This is a genomic window from Fibrella musci, from assembly GCF_041321105.1.
Lineage (GTDB): Bacteria > Bacteroidota > Bacteroidia > Cytophagales > Spirosomataceae > Fibrella > Fibrella musci.
This window is the reverse complement of sequence record NZ_JBGGWD010000002.1, coordinates 367,669-381,077: the sequence shown is the minus strand read 5'-3', so window position 1 is coordinate 381,077 and position 13,409 is coordinate 367,669. Positions and strand designations below refer to the sequence as shown.

Here is a 13,409-nt window from a genome sequence, read left to right as displayed (position 1 = left end):
CACCTCCATCACCGTTCAACTAGATAGGTGGAAAGACCCGGAACAGGGTATATCAGGCAAGAGGCTATCGACCTGATAAAGCAATGTTAGTTGGATAGAGCCTTATTCCGGGAAAATACTAGACGAAACAAAGCCCCTAAGCTACGAAAAAAATGGCACGGCTATACGTTTACATCGGCTAGCTCTTCTTCACGAACCGGTTGGCCCATAAGTGTAGCGAAACGATTGATGTTGAACGTAGGCTCAAACCACACCTCGCCCAATACCGGGTGTTTCACAGGTACGTCGGGATTCTGGATTTCATTGAGCAATACACCCGTTTCGCCGGTAGTATGCTGCTTCACCTGCCGGATCGTGTACAGCGTATCTTTCACGGGCGTCTTCACGCCAAACTCCGCATAAAAAGCCAGCACAGGAGCCGGAAACTTATCATTAGTGCAAATTACTTCCATAGCTACTCAACAAGAAGGGCTACTGCCCCGGTTCCGGTCAGGTACGTATCCATGCGGTGCCGGATCTTTTCTTATACCAGATCAGCCCTGTATACGTAAAAAGCGTAGTCGATAAGCCCACTACTGATGAGCTTATCGACTACGCAATGAGTCAAAAGTGATGCCGAACTGGTTAACTGCTACTGGTTTATCCTTCAAACAGGTTGCCGAGCTGACCCAGTACGGAGCCCCCTTCTTTGTGAGACTGAGCGCTGTAGGGAGCTAGCCGTTGAACAAGTTTCGAGATCGGCATCGACTGAATCCATACTTTACCGGTGCCGCGTAAGGTGGCCAGAAAGAGGCCTTCGCCGCCAAAAATCATGCTGCGCAGGCCACCCGCCTGTTCGATGCTGAAGTTGATCTGCGGCTCAAACCCGACCACGCAGCCTGTATCGACGCGCAGCACTTCGTTGTTGAGGGTACGTTCCATCACGACGCCCCCCGCATGGATAAAGGCCATACCGTCACCCTGAATTTTTTCGAGGATGAACCCTTCACCCCCAAACAGCCCAGCTCCAAACCGCTGATTGAAGTGAATACTGAGCCGTGTGCCCATCGCCGCGCAGAGGAAGGCATCTTTCTGCACGATGAGTGTATTCTGGTAGATGCTAGCCAGATTAATAGGCATAACTGTGCCAGGATAAGGGGCTGCGAAAGCCACTTTCCGCTTGCCCACACCCCGGTTGGTGAAATGGGTCATAAACAGCGACTCGCCCATGATCATACGCGATCCTGCCTGCATAAGCTTACCCAGAAAGCCACCGCTGGTTTGGGAGCCGTCGCCCATCCGGGTTTCAAACGAGATGCCCTCTTCCATGTAGAGCATGCTGCCGGCTTCGGCAATGACGGTCTCGTTGGGGTCGAGTTCAATCTCCACCACCTGGATGTCTTCGCCAATAATTTTGTAGTCGATTTCGTGTGAGGTCATGTCAGGAATATCGGCCAATTAGGGGCCGTTTGCTAGTTACTAAGTAAGAGCAAACGAAAATTAGGTGGGTTGAAAATTGGATAAACGGGCAAAAAAAGCGGTCATCGCACGAATGCAATGACCGTCGTTTAAAGGCGCTTCCATGTACCGACTCGCCGGTTATCGTTCGGGGTCGTTGTCAGGCAGGATGTCGTCGGTTTCGTCGAAGAGTTTCTCGTCTTCGTCGTCAGGTACGTCATCGTCGGGGCGGTCGGCTTCGCCTTTGAGGGCTTGCAGGTCGTCGCGGTGGCGTAGCTTCTTATCGTCGACAGTCCGGTTCAGGAACTGGTTGATCTTGTCGATCTCGAAGCTGGTTACGATCTCGCCAAACGAGTTGATCTCGATGTTGAATCCTTCCAGTTCTTTATGCACCCGTGGCTTTTCGGCTTCATCGGGGTTTGCAGGAGTTGGTTTCTTCTTCGCCATGATTCTATAGAGGAACGCGGATGAACGGATTAAGCGGATTAGCGCGGGTTTTTGATAGAACAGGATTCAACGCCAAATCTCTTAAAATCTGTGTAAATCCGCGTCAATCTGTTTCATCCGCGTTCGTATCAGAGATGGGCCAACGCCGCTTCCAGTCGGCTGATGACTTCGGCTTTTCCGATAATCTGCATGGTCAGCATGAGGTCGGGGCCGGCACCGAGGCCAGTAAGCGCCAGTCGCATCGCCTGCATTACCTTACCCTGCTTGATGCCCGCCGCCGTCAGCGTGTCGGATAGCAGGTGCTTGATGACATCGGCTTCGAAGGGACCTTCATACGTCAGCAGCGCATCGCGGAAGGCCGTGACCGCCCGGCGAGCGTCGTCGTTCCACTTGGCTGTCCTGACGGTCTCGTCGTATTCCGTAGGCGCAAAGAAGATGGTGCGGGCTTCGGGGAAAATGTCGGTGGCAAAGGTCACGCGCTCTTTCAGCAACGCTACCAACTGCTCGGCTTTTTCGGGCGAACAATCGAAACCGGCTTCCTGCGCCTGCTGCTGTACCGTCGGAGCCAAGTCGGCGTTGGGCCGCTGCCGGAGGTATTGCTGGTTGAACCATTTCGCCTTTTCGATGTCGAAACGCGCCCCTCCTTTCTGGATACGTTCAATGTCGAAGGCCTCGATCAGTTCATCCATCGTGAACAGTTCCTGCTCGGTGCCGGGGTTCCAGCCCAGCATCGCCAAGAAGTTGATGAGGGCCTCGGGCAGGTAGCCATCTTCACGGAAGCCCCGCGCCAACGTACCTGAGAACGGATCTTTCCATTCGAGCGGGAACACCGGAAAACCACCCAGATCAGCGTCGCGTTTGCTCAGTTTACCGTTGCCTTCGGGCTTCAGCAGCAGGGGCAGATGCGCAAACTGCGGCATGGTATCTTCCCAACCAAGGTAGCGATAGAGCAACACGTGCAAGGGAGCGGAGGGTAGCCACTCTTCGCCCCGGATCACGTGCGTAATCTGCATGAGGTGATCATCGACGACGTTGGCAAGGTGGTAGGTGGGCAGTCCGTCTGACTTCAGCAGCACTTTATCGTCGATGGCCGATGAGTGTACATTTACCCAACCGCGCACCAGATCGTTGAGCCGCACCTCTTCCTTGCGCGGCGTTTTGAGCCTGATTACATACGGGTCGCCAGCATCGATACGCGCTTTTACGTCGGCCGCCGGCAGTGTGAGGCTGTTCTTCATCTGCATCCGCGTGATGGCGTTGTACTGCGCGGCGGGTGCATTGGCGGCTTCGAGTCGGGCACGCATAGCGTCGAGCTCTTCGGCGGTGTCGAAGGCATAGTAAGCTTTCCCTTCGTCGACAAGCCGCTGGGCTTCACGTTGGTAAATCGCCTGCCGTTCCGACTGCCGGTAGGGCGCATCGGGACCGACGGGGCCATTGGCGGTTTGGCCTTCATCGATCTGAATGCCAACCCAGGCCAGCGCTTCGATGATGTATTGCTCGGCACCCGGCACAAACCGGTTCTGGTCGGTGTCTTCGATCCGAAGGAGCATCTGCCCGCCCATTTTTCGGGCAAACAGGTAATTGTATAACGCCGTGCGAACCCCGCCGATATGGAGTGGGCCGGTGGGGCTGGGCGCGAAACGAACGCGTGGTTTCATAGTTGGTGGTGTATGGTACGCGGATGACGTAGAGTTTAAGGATGATCGCGGATTTTATGTTCTGTTGAATGAACCTAAAATCCGTGTAAATCCGCTCTGCCCGCGAGCCAATCAATTTACAGCGATGACTGAAATTTCGACGTTGACGTCTTTGGGTAGCCGGGCTACTTCAACGGTTTCGCGAGCCGGGAAATCGCTCGTGAAGAAGCTCCCGTATACGTCATTGATGGCCGCGAAATTGTTCATGTCTTTCACGAAGATCGTCGCCTTGACCACGTTGGCATAATCCATGTTGGCGGCGCGTAGAATGGCACCTACGTTCTCCATCACTTTTTGGGTTTCGGCCTTAATGTCGCCCAGGGGGGCTAAGTCAATTGCAACCTGCCCTGATACATAGAGGGTTGCACTGCCAGACGCAGCCGTTACCTTCACAGCCTGATTATAAGGCCCGATTGGCGCGGGGGCCTGATCCGTATAAACAATTTCTTTAGACATAATCTTGAGTCTCAAAAGTCTGCAAAAGTACAACCCTCATGGCTACCCACCATCTGATAATCTTTGTTAAGAACCCAATTCCCGGTACGGTTAAAACCCGAATCGCCCGAACCGTGGGTAATGACCGGGCCGTACAGGTCTATCGGCACCTGCTTCAGCACACGCAACAGATTACCCGCTACACACCTTACACCAAGGCGGTTTACTATGCTGATTTCATCAACCCTGACGATGGCTGGAATGGGTATGAAAAAGCCCTGCAAGTGGGTGATGACCTCGGCGAACGAATGGCCAATGCGTTTCGGGAGCAGTTTGCTTCCCGGGCCGAGAAGGCCGTCGTCATCGGCAGCGATTGCCTGACGATTACGGAAGAACATCTGGCGCAGGCCTTTCTAGCACTCGATCAGGCCGATGTAGTGATTGGCCCCGCTACCGATGGCGGTTACTACCTGCTGGGTATGAAACGCCTCCACGACGATTTGTTTACCGACATGCCCTGGAGCCAGCCCGATCTGCTAACGCGCACAAAAGCGGTGCTGGAAACCCGAAAGCAACGGATCACTCTGCTGCCCGAACTGACGGATATTGACGAATGGGCTGATTATGAGCGGTACGCCTAACCTGCTGACCAGGGCCGTAGGCTAGATGGCTTACAGGCAGGTCCGTCTTGGTATCCATTTTGCATTACTTCTGGCGGGTGTTTGTATTGGCGTCTGCTACGTGCTGATATGATCAGTCACCCATATTTTTAAATCCGTTGTCACCAGTCCGTTTACTAAGTCGTGCCATCGATTTGATACAGATTGGCGTACGTATAGCGTATTTTTGGCCATACACTTTTCACACAAACCAATGCGACCCTCTTCGATAGCAGCCTTTACGTGCCTGATGTATGCAGTAAAGCGCATGGCCTGCAGCGTTCGCTATTTGTTTGAAATAGCTCTGTCGGACCCTCTTGGTCTTTCATGAAGGAACCGAAAGGAATCAAAAAGCCCGCCTAAAGCGGGCTTTTTTGGTTATAGGTTTTAACCACATAGGTCAGCGAAAAACGTGTCGCGTAGCCCTGTGGGATCCAATACCGCATCTAGTTAGTAACAATGGCAAAACCATACCAAATCATTTATTACCGGGGCTTCGGCTCACCCAACGCCATCTGGGTAACAGGCCGGGTTCTCCGCCAGAACGAATTGACATCGCCCGCCGATCGGGCCTCTTTCTGGAATAATTTATCCGCTACCGTCAGCCGGTTTCTGACCAACGAAGTGGAAGGCATCACCGTTCGGATCGAAACATTCGGGCAAACCTTTCGGACCGTAACCAATGAGGAAGGTTACTTCGATATCACGATTAACCCCAACATCGAGTTGCCTGCCGGCCGGGCCTGGTTCCCGATCCGATACGCGCTCGAAGGAGTGCAGCAGCCCGACACCGGCGAGGAGGTGATCAAAGATGGACAACTGATGATCGCCCCGGCTTACAGCCAGTTTGGTGTTATTTCCGACATCGATGATACCGTCTTGGTTACGGGGGCGACCAACATCTGGCAGACGCTGCGGCTTACATTTCTGGAAAATGCCTTTACGCGCCTGCCCTTTGCCGGGGTGTCGGCGTTTTACCGGGCATTGCAGAGTGGAGCGGTGACTACGCTCTTCAACCCCATCTATTTTGTGTCGAGCAGCCCCTGGAATCTATACGATCTGCTTGTCGACTTCTTCCGGATTCAGGGGTTGCCCAAAGGGCCTCTGTTGTTGCGCGATTTGGGGCTCAGTGCCGACCTGCTGTCGTCGCAGGGACACCATACGCACAAGCGAACCATGATCGATAAGGTGCTGTCTGTCAATCCCGACCTGCCGTTTGTGCTGTTGGGCGATAGCGGGCAGCAGGACCCCGAAATTTACGCTGACGTTATCCGGGCTAATCCGGGTCGGATCAAGGCCGTGTATATCCGCGACGTTACCACCGACGATCACCGCGATGAGGCTGTGAAGGCGTTGATCAAGGCAACATCCGACTATAACGTACCCATGCTGCTGGTAGCCGATACCGTAGCGGCGGCCGAACACGCGGCGGCCATTGGCCTGATCGACCCCGATACCCTGCCCGAAATTCGCGCCGATCGGAAAGCTGATAAAGAGTAGCTACAAGGTCTTCGGTCGGGTAGCCGACTGGCTTTGCCCGAAAAGCTGGGTACGTTCGTTGTTGCGTCCAACCAGAACGAACGTACCCAGCCGACCCCGTACGGGCACGATAGACCGGATCTCGCCCGACAACAGGAAGCCTGTATCGGTGGGCGACAAGGCCGTAAACTGCCCTTTCTGATTTTGCAGCACGAAGCCATTGCTTGCGTCGTAACGGCCCTGATACGTGCTGACACCGTAGAAATTGCCTCCCCCAAGCAGGTCGAGGTCGCCGTCACCGTCGATATCGAAGGGCGTTAGGGCAAAGACTTTAGAGACCTGCGCCAGCATCGGTAAAGGTTGCACGGTAAACGTAGGTGACTCGCCGGCGTTCGTGCCGTTGTTGACCAGATACACCGACGCAAACTGATCGACGGTGCGTTCTTCGGCATTGGCCAGGTCGTTGGCCGTGAAAATGTCGGTAATCAATTTGCCGGCGATGCTGCGGTACGTTACGTAGCGTTTGTTGATAATGCCGGGCATCTGTTTGCCCAGTTCATCCTTCGTCGCCACGGGATACCATTCATCCAGATTGCCATACGAATCAGGGCCAGTCTGAACGGGCCGGTTGTAGGCCAATAGCTGATCGGTGGTTTGGTTGCCGTCGACGTCTTTCACCCACATCCGTAGCTGCCCGCCCGCGTTCTTGCGGAACTTGGTGTTTAGCCCGAGGTTACCCGCCATCAGGTCGATATCGCCATCGCGGTCGAAGTCGGCAGCGGCGAGGCATTGCCAGAGTCCGCGCATGGGTACGTTGCCGAAGAGCCCTTTGGCTTCTTCCAGTTGCCCTTTCCTGTTCAGAAAAACGCGGGGTGCCATCCAGTCGCCCACCACCACGAGGTCGGGTTGGCGATCGTTGTTCAGGTCAGTCCATTGGGCATCGGTGATCATACCCGCCTGCCGCAGACCCGGCGCGCGCGCATCGGTCGCCACGGTAAAGCGGGGTAAGCCACCCGGCCCGCGCCCGTCGTTGATGAGCAGGTATGAATCGGGCGTTTGGCCGTACTGATTGGCCAGCACCCGCCCGCCGACAAAAAGATCCAGATCGCCGTCGGCGTCGAAGTCGGCGGCTCGCACGCAGCTTTTGTTGCCCATCAGTAGCGGTAGCGCGGCTTTGCTAAACTGGGGTTGACCACCGGGCGGGCCGTTGTTGAGATAAAGCCGGTCGAGCAGGGGCGGATCTTTTCGCGAAAACTCGTTACCACCACTCACTACATACAGATCTAAATCGCGGTCGCCGTCGGCATCGAAGAACAGTGCATCGACGTCTTCCGACGCCGAATCGGCGGCAATCACGGGCTGTGGCGAAGGCACAAACCGGCCTGCCGGAGTTTGCACGAGCAACGTACCTGGTTGGTCACGCGCTCCGCCCGCATATACGTCGTCGAGTCCATCGCCGTTGACGTCGCCCACGGCCAGGCGCGGCCCTTCAGTCGACACCTTGAACGGCATCAGCGATTCGCGGGCAAAATCGAGGTAATGCGTGTTTTCACGGTGTCGATACGGGAGCGCGGTGGTATCGGCTGCCTGCTGTTCCGTAAACCAGCGCGGGGTGGCGGGGCGGCTGATCACGTACCCACGGCCATCCAGGCTGGCGTTGGTCTGTTTCAAAACCACCTGCTGGTTGACCCGCACGTTGCGCCGCACGTCCATCCGCTGATCGGGCCAGATCACGATGAGCGAGTCGATGGTTTGGGACGTACCCAGCCCAAACGTCAGACGTGGCTCTACAGATGATTCGAAGCCGCGCGTGGGCATTAATTGCTGCACTTGCAGGCTATCACTGTTGGCATAACGCACGATCACCCGGGCGCCAATGCCGGCTGTGTTGGCCCCGCTGCCTTCCAGCTTGACGCGCAGGTACGTTCGCTTCGGAAAGAGCGTATTGGTTTGGTTCAGGTAAATGCTGGCGGCTTCGTTGAGGTTATTCGTGACCAGGTCGAGGTCGCCGTCATTGTCGAGGTCGGCGTAGGTGGCCCCGTTGGCGCAGTTGGGTGCTTTGAAACCCCATGCACTCGATTTATCGTCGAAACGGCCCTCCGGCGTTCCCCGAAACAGGTAGTTGTGCACCTTGCCTTCGGGCATGATCTCGATGGCTTTTGGTAACGCTTCGGGAGAGTTGCCGAGCGCCATTTGCACCGAATCGTTAGATACGTACTTGACGTAATCGAGGTCGTTGGGGCGACGGGCAATCCCGTTAGCAATAAACAGGTCTGTTTGCCCGTCGAGGTCGTAATCAGCCAGTAGCGGCGACCAGCTCCAGTCGGTGGCAGCTACGCCCGCGAGGGCAGCCACGTCGGCAAAGCGACCATTGCCCTGGTTGATTTGCAGGCAGTTGCGGCTATACTGATTCATGTAGCCGTAGGCCAGTTTGTACTGGTAAATGTCGTAGGGGTCTTCGCCCGCCGAGGCTTTTTCTACAGTCTCGTCGTCGGGGTACATATCCAGCGTGACCAGATCGGGGTGACCGTCGTGGTTGATGTCGGCCGCGTCGTTGCCCATCGAAAAACGGCTGGTGTGGGCGAACTGCTGCGGAGCCACGTTGGTGAATCCCCCGCGCTGATTGTTCAGGTACAGGTAATCGTCTTCGTGGAAATCATTCGAGACGTAGATGTCTTCCCAGCCGTCGCTATTAAAATCGGCGACGGCCACGCCAAGCCCGTAGCCCATCGGCGCGCGAAAAATACCGCTAGCAGGAATAGGGAGGAAGGAGACGGGAGGCGGCGTTTTCCCCGCCGGAGTCCTATTTTGCCGGCCTCCGTTCAGTGGCCTGCCTTCATTCCTGAATAAAAAATCGCCCGCCAGTGAATCGGGCTGATCGCGGGCCGAAATCCGGTCGTAGGAGCGTACCGAATGCACCGCGTGATTAAGCAGGAAACAATCGAGGTCGTTGTCGTGGTCGTAATCGAAGAAAGCGGCCTGCGTCGAAAAACCGGCGAACGCCAGGCCGTAGGCGTCGGCCTGTTCGGTAAACGTTGGTACGCCATCGGGGCCGGGGCCGTTGTTAATATAGAGTTCGTTATGGCCCTTCAGCGTCGAGCCGTTCTTCTTACGGAAACCGCTGACGGCGCATACGTAGATATCGAGCCGCCCGTCGCCGTTAACGTCGGCCATGGTGGTGCCGGTTTGCCACTCCGCCTTTCCACCAACGCCAGCGTTGGTCGTTACATCGTCGAAATGCGGTTTTTCGCCGGGTTTGGTCCGGTTCAGGTACAGCCGGTTGATCCCCCAGTTCGATACAAAATACAGATCGGTGAGCCCATCGTTATTGACGTCGCCCGCCGATACGCCACCGCCATTGTAGAAATAGAGGTAGTCGATGATGTTCAACTGCGGCGAGTCGAGTACCCGGTTTATAAATCGTACGCCGGTCTGGGTGGAGTCGAGTGATTCGAACAGTGGTGGCTCGTCGGGTGTGGTTCGGCAACCAGCGAGGGCAATAACGAACAGAAAAAAGAGGGGGAGTCTCACGGATGGTTGGAGGAAGGCGCTGGCTTGACGGATCATTTTGGCTGAAAGACCCGCAGCGGGCCATTACATTCGCCAACCAGCACATAACGACCCACGCGCTTCACATCGCGTACATCGCCTTTAACAAACAGACCCGACTGGTCGGGCGGCAGTGTTTCAAACTGAAAATTGCCTTTGTTTTTCAGCACGACGCCGTGGTTGGCGTCGACTTTGCCGATCCGCAGGCGCAGATACGAATTGTTGCCCATCAGCAGCAGGTCCCGTTTGCCGTCGTGGTCGAAATCGTCGGGCAGGATGGCGCAAATAGGGGCGTATTGGGCCGATTGAGGCAGGTCATGCGGAATCAGTTCGCCTTTGCTGTTTTCCAGTACCAGCGTGCGGGTTTCGTTGATGGTGGCCTTCTGGGCGTGCTCAAGCGCCGACGGGTCGAAAAACTGGTCGAGCGTAGCCGTCGAATAAGCTGCATAGGTAGGGAATACGCGCCGGAGCGACGAAATCTGATCGCCTACTTCATCGCGGGTATGCGCGGGATAGGCTTTGCCCTGAATGTAGTAGGTCATGAAAAAGTCGAGCATCCCGTTCTGGTCGAAATCGTCGTAGACCAGCGTGGCGGGTTCTTCGGCCGAAGCCCGGAACTGGGTATTCCGGCCAAGGTTACCAACGATCAGATCATCGTCGCCATCGCCGTCGAGGTCGGCTTTCTCGATGCGCGTCCACCAGCCCGATAGCGGCGGCTGTTCGGTGTTTTCAGCTTTCAACTGGCCATGCTGATCGTTCAGCAGTGTAGTGACGGGCATCCATTCACCCACCACCACCAGATCGGGCCAACCATCGTTGTTCAGGTCGGTCGTGACGGCGTCGGTAACCAGCCCCAACGTACCCAAGGATCGGCGGGTGAAATGCGCCTTTCCGTCGTTGATGAGCAACACGCTTTCCTCGGCCAGCGGAAACCGAAGTGGCCGCACGTGTCCGCCCACAAACAGATCGAGGTCACCGTCGCGGTCAACGTCAAGCGCTTTCACGCACGAACTGTTGGTGTTGTCGGCTGGCAATGGGGCCGGAACGAGCTGCCCGTTCTGGTTAAGCCAGAGCTGATCGGCCAATTCGGCGTGGTCGCGCGGGGCGTAGTTCCCGTTAGCGACGAACAGATCGGGCCGCTTGTCGCCGTTGAGATCAGCCAGCACGGCGTCGGCGTTTTTGCGGGCGGGGCCGGGAGCGGGGGGGATGGGGCTTGGGGTAAAGGGAGGATTCGTAGCGCCCTGCGCTCCTTGCCCCGCGCCCCCGACGCCCAGCAGCAACGTACCTGGCTGTTCAGACGTGCCACAAATGAATACGTCAGGTACGTTGTCGCCGTTAATGTCACCTACCGCCATGCGCGGACCCGCATACGAATACTGCATGGGCAGCATCTGTTGCCGCTCAAAATCATTGGAAGGCGCGATGGTGTGGGTGTACCCCACCCCCAGCCCCTCCCCTTGAAATAAGGGGAGGGGGGCCGCCTCAGCTAAACTGGGGCGCACTATACCCCTCCCCTGGTTTTCAGGGGAGGGGCTGGGGTCAGCCTGTTTATAATCTAGTGTCAGCGTCTGATTGGTAGGAGCGTTGGAGACTTGCTGGGTACGTCCATCCGGCCAACGTACCTGGATGGTGCTGACTTTTTCCGATGTGGGCAACCCAAACAGTAGCGCGTCGTGGCTGGCCGACAGGTAGCCACGCGTTGGGTAAAACTCCTGCGACTGGGTCAGGCCAGCCTGCGTTACCTGCACGGTAGCACCGATGCCAAATGGGTTACCGACGGGCCCCTTCAGCTTTATTTTCAGGAAATGGCCCTGCTGATTGTCGCGTTGGGTATTGCGGTAAATGCGGGCCGTTTCGTTCAGGTTATTCGTGATCAGGTCAAGGTCGCCATCGTTGTCGAGGTCGGCGTAGGCGCAGCCGTTGGAGCGGGTATTGTCGTCGAAACCCCACTCTTTCTGGCGATTCTGAAACGCCACGCTGTCGGGACGGATACCGCTTACGTTACGAAAGATGAAGTTTTTGGTGGGCGTCGAGGGCATCTGCTTCAGCTGTTCGAGCAGGGGTGTACCGCGTTGCATTTCCTCTTCAGCACTGATGTACTTGGTGAAATCGGCGTTGGTCAGGTCGCGACCGAGGCCGTTGCTAACAAACAGATCTTTCCGCCCGTCGAGGTCGAAATCGGCCAGTAGGGCGCCCCAACTCCAGTCGGTAGCCGACACGCCCGCCAGTTGCCCAACTTCGGCAAACTGCCCCGGCCCATCCGCCGTCCGCTGGTTCATTTGCAGCATATTCCGCATATTCTGGTGCCAGAACCCGTTCCGAAGCTGCGCCTGATACACCTGCCAGCTGTCGGGCCAGATCAGCAACTTCTGCCGGGCATTGTCGTCAGGCAGCATGTCGAGGGTAAAAATATCGGGCAGGTCGTCGTTGTTCACATCGGCCACGTCCACCCCCATCGCCGAATACGACGTATGCCCGATTCGCTCGCGGAGTTCGTCGCGGAAGGCCGGGGACATGGGGCGCGGAGCACGGGGTGCGGGGTTGGCTTTGCCTGTAGTTGCCCCCAGCCCTATGCCCTGAGCTCCTTGCTTCCCAAGCTGATTGATGTAGCAATAGTCGTCTTCGACAAAATCGTTGGCCACGTACACATCGGGCCAGCCGTCGGCGTTGAGGTCACTTACCGAAACGCCCAGCCCAAAACCGAGCGGATTCCCCTTGATACCTTCCTGCTCGCTGACGTCGACGAAGAGCGTGGAGCCTGGGGCTGGGGGCGTGGAGTTGGCTACGCCCTTAGTTACCGCAGCCCTACGCTCCACGCTCATATTCCTGAAGAGCTTATCGCCGGCGTTGTAATCGCGTTCGGCCCGCATGACGGCGGCTTCTTTGCGCTGGTAGTTTTTCAGGTTGTGGTTGATCAGGAAACAATCGAGATCACCGTCGCGGTCGTAGTCGAAGAAGTTGGCCTGCACGGAATAGCCCGAGTCGTCGAGGCCATAGTCGTGAGCGCGTTCGGCAAACGTAGGTGTGTTGCCAGGTACGTTGGTGGTGTTGATGAACAGCTGATTCCGCCGTAGCGAGTCGGGGCGCATGCCCGAGTAGCAGACATAAATATCGAGCCAACCGTCGGCGTTTACGTCGGCGAGGGTGACGCCCGTTTTCCAGCCGCCCGCCCGTCCGGCCAGTGAGCTGCCCGCACCAGCGGACCGGCCCGTGCTGGCTTTGTCGGTAACGTCAGTGAAATTCAGCGGCGCTTCGGGAGTGCCGGTGTTCAGGTACAGCTTGTTACCGACCTGATTACCCGTGAAGTACAGATCGACTCGGCCATCGTTATTGAGGTCACCAGCCGCAACGCCGGCGCCGTTGTAGAAATACTCGAACGATAGAATGTTTTCCTGCTCGGTCTCCTGCAACTGATTGGCAAAACGGATGCCTGTCTGTTCGGCGTCGGTTTTCTCGAAGAGGGGCGACTCGCTCCCGCAACCGAAGCAAAGGATTGATACAACTAGCAGTACGGCAGGTTTCATAGGTACGTAAAGATAATACATCTGTGGGGGCGGGCCATCGTGTCCACCCGCTTTCGCGCTATTGACCGCTGGGAATCAGCAACGTACCTGGATTTATGCAAAAAGACCGCGACTAGATAGTCGCGGTCTTTTTGGGGAATCACTTGAATGCGGCGTGTATGGTATTATTCGCTGCCGCGTTC

Annotated in this window: 9 protein-coding genes; 2 read left to right on the top strand and 7 right to left on the bottom strand. The window is 56.5% G+C overall.

Annotation, left to right across the window (positions count from 1 at the left end; translation table 11 throughout):
* Positions 1-161: 161 nt before the first annotated feature.
* From ACAW74_RS07260 to ACAW74_RS07240, 5 genes are all read right to left on the bottom strand, one after another.
* A complete protein-coding gene (locus tag ACAW74_RS07260; RefSeq protein WP_370697527.1) occupies positions 162-452 on the bottom strand; it encodes a hypothetical protein in 291 nt (96 codons plus the stop codon).
* A gap of 187 nt (positions 453-639) precedes the next feature.
* Positions 640-1,419, bottom strand: a complete 780-nt coding sequence (locus ACAW74_RS07255; protein ID WP_370697526.1) for a TIGR00266 family protein — start codon at positions 1,417-1,419, stop codon at positions 640-642.
* Between the two features lie 159 nt (positions 1,420-1,578).
* Entirely contained in the window at positions 1,579-1,884 is a 306-nt protein-coding gene (locus ACAW74_RS07250) for a hypothetical protein (protein WP_370697525.1), read from the bottom strand.
* Between the two features lie 128 nt (positions 1,885-2,012).
* Positions 2,013-3,542: a glutamate--tRNA ligase gene (gene gltX / locus ACAW74_RS07245; protein ID WP_370697524.1), complete on the bottom strand. Its 1,530-nt coding sequence runs from the start codon at positions 3,540-3,542 to the stop codon at positions 2,013-2,015.
* A 111-nt stretch (positions 3,543-3,653) separates the two neighbouring features.
* Complete coding sequence (locus ACAW74_RS07240; protein ID WP_370697523.1) at positions 3,654-4,037, bottom strand: Rid family detoxifying hydrolase; 384 nt, start codon at positions 4,035-4,037, stop codon at positions 3,654-3,656.
* Positions 4,038-4,075: 38 nt separating this feature from the next.
* Here ACAW74_RS07240 and ACAW74_RS07235 point away from each other — a divergent pair, with 38 nt between their 5' ends.
* Positions 4,076-4,657, top strand: a complete 582-nt coding sequence (locus ACAW74_RS07235; RefSeq protein ID WP_370697522.1) for a TIGR04282 family arsenosugar biosynthesis glycosyltransferase — start codon at positions 4,076-4,078, stop codon at positions 4,655-4,657.
* 477 nt (positions 4,658-5,134) lie between these two features.
* Positions 5,135-6,175 (top strand): App1 family protein phosphatidate phosphatase, encoded by a 1,041-nt coding sequence (locus tag ACAW74_RS07230; protein WP_370697521.1) that lies wholly within the window; start codon positions 5,135-5,137, stop codon positions 6,173-6,175.
* Here the strand turns inward: ACAW74_RS07230 and ACAW74_RS07225 are convergent, their stop codons facing one another.
* Positions 6,176-9,721 (bottom strand): VCBS repeat-containing protein, encoded by a 3,546-nt coding sequence (locus tag ACAW74_RS07225; RefSeq protein ID WP_370697520.1) that lies wholly within the window; start codon positions 9,719-9,721, stop codon positions 6,176-6,178. It lies immediately after the preceding gene.
* The gene (locus ACAW74_RS07220; RefSeq protein ID WP_370697519.1) at positions 9,718-13,227 is read right to left on the bottom strand and encodes a VCBS repeat-containing protein; all 3,510 of its coding nucleotides are present in this window, start codon (positions 13,225-13,227) and stop codon (positions 9,718-9,720) included. The genes ACAW74_RS07225 and ACAW74_RS07220 overlap by 4 nt, the downstream gene beginning before the upstream one ends.
* Between the last annotated feature and the right edge of the window lie 182 nt (positions 13,228-13,409).

Excerpts from the sequence above, each read along its gene's own strand:
- ACAW74_RS07260 (WP_370697527.1), bottom strand. The coding sequence starts at position 452 with ATGGAAGTAATTTGCACTAATGATAAGTTTCCGGCTCCTGTGCTGGCT.
- ACAW74_RS07255 (WP_370697526.1), bottom strand. The coding sequence starts at position 1,419 with ATGACCTCACACGAAATCGACTACAAAATTATTGGCGAAGACATCCAG.
- ACAW74_RS07250 (WP_370697525.1), bottom strand. The coding sequence starts at position 1,884 with ATGGCGAAGAAGAAACCAACTCCTGCAAACCCCGATGAAGCCGAAAAG.
- gltX (WP_370697524.1), bottom strand. The coding sequence starts at position 3,542 with ATGAAACCACGCGTTCGTTTCGCGCCCAGCCCCACCGGCCCACTCCAT.
- ACAW74_RS07240 (WP_370697523.1), bottom strand. The coding sequence starts at position 4,037 with ATGTCTAAAGAAATTGTTTATACGGATCAGGCCCCCGCGCCAATCGGG.
- ACAW74_RS07235 (WP_370697522.1), top strand. The coding sequence starts at position 4,076 with ATGGCTACCCACCATCTGATAATCTTTGTTAAGAACCCAATTCCCGGT.
- ACAW74_RS07230 (WP_370697521.1), top strand. The coding sequence starts at position 5,135 with ATGGCAAAACCATACCAAATCATTTATTACCGGGGCTTCGGCTCACCC.
- ACAW74_RS07225 (WP_370697520.1), bottom strand. The coding sequence starts at position 9,721 with ATGATCCGTCAAGCCAGCGCCTTCCTCCAACCATCCGTGAGACTCCCC.
- ACAW74_RS07220 (WP_370697519.1), bottom strand. The coding sequence starts at position 13,227 with ATGAAACCTGCCGTACTGCTAGTTGTATCAATCCTTTGCTTCGGTTGC.